Annotated in this window: 1 protein-coding gene; it reads left to right on the top strand. The window is 67.0% G+C overall.

Going from position 1 to position 1422, the window contains the following annotated elements; all coding sequences use genetic code 11:
- A partial coding sequence (locus tag EIC84_RS25805; RefSeq protein ID WP_134737363.1) for an aldehyde dehydrogenase family protein occupies positions 1-1422 on the top strand: 1422 nt, incomplete at its 5' end.

Genomic DNA, 1422 nt, shown 5'->3' with positions numbered 1-1422 from the left:
GGCCAGTGGACGGCTGCTGACAGTTATTCCCCCAACACCAATCCCAGCGATCTGTCCGATCTGATCGGCGCGTACGCCCAGGGCGGAGCATCCGATGTGCAGACCGCCGTGGCTGCTGCCGCTGCCGCGTTTCCGGCCTGGTCCACCTCGGGCATACAGGCGCGCTCCGACGCCCTGGACAAGATAGGCACGGAGATCCTGGCGCGCAAGGCGGAGCTGGGCGAGCTGCTGGCCCGCGAAGAAGGCAAGACCCTGCCCGAAGCCATTGGCGAAGTCGGCCGCGCGGGCCAGATCTTCAAGTTCTTTGCGGGTGAATGCCTGCGCCTTACTGGCGAGACCCTGCCGTCGGTGCGTCCCGGCATCGGCGTGGAGATCACGCGCGAGCCGATCGGCGTGGTCGGCCTGATCACGCCCTGGAACTTCCCCATCGCCATCCCGGCCTGGAAGATCGCCCCGGCCCTGGCCTTCGGCAACTGCGTGGTCTTGAAGCCCGCCGATCTGGTGCCCGGCAGTGCCTGGGCCCTGGCCGACATCATCCACCGCTCGGGCATCCCCGCCGGTGTGTTCAACCTGGTCATGGGCCCGGGCCGCGTGATCGGTGAAGCCCTGGTGAACCATGCCGATGTGGCGGCCATCAGTTTCACGGGCTCGGTGGGCGTGGGCCGCGGCATTGCCGAAGCCTGCGTGAAAAGCGGTAAGAAGGTGCAGCTGGAAATGGGTGGCAAGAACCCCCAGATCGTGCTCGACGATGCCGACCTGAACCAAGCCGTGGAGCTGTCGGCGCAAAGCGGCTTTTACTCCACGGGCCAGCGCTGCACGGCATCGAGCCGCCTCATCGTCACCGACAAGATCTACCCCGCCTTCATCGAGGCCCTGCAGGCGCGCATGGCCCAAATCAAGGTCGGTGACGCACGCGCCGCCGGCACCGATATGGGCCCCGTGGTCAGCCAGGCCCAGCTGGAGCAGGATCTGTCGTACGTGGAAATCGCCAAGGCCGAAGGCGCGCGCCTGGTCGCCGGCGGCGGCCGCGTCGCCTGCCACACGGGCAGCGGCAAGCAGGGCTTTTACATGGCGCCCACGCTGTTCGTGGACACCGAGGCCGGCATGCGCATCAACCGTGAGGAAGTCTTCGGCCCCGTGGCCAGCGTGATCCGCGTCAAGGACTATGAAGAGGCCCTGGCCATGGCCAACGACACGCCGTTTGGCCTGTCGGCCGGCATTGCGACCACCAGCCTCAAGCACGCCACGCACTTCAAGCGCCACAGCCAGGCCGGCATGGTCATGGTCAACCTGCCCACGGCGGGCGTGGACTACCACGTGCCGTTTGGCGGTCGCAAGGGCTCAAGCTACGGTCCGCGCGAGCAGGGCCGCTATGCCCAGGAGTTCTACACCACGGTGAAGACGGCCTATACGCTGGCGTGA

The sequence above is a fragment of the Comamonas sp. A23 genome, from assembly GCF_004522605.1.
Classification (GTDB): Bacteria; Pseudomonadota; Gammaproteobacteria; order Burkholderiales; family Burkholderiaceae_C; genus Comamonas; species Comamonas thiooxydans.
The sequence above is the reverse complement of the archived record's forward strand: the minus strand, read 5'-3'. Positions and strand labels throughout refer to the sequence as shown.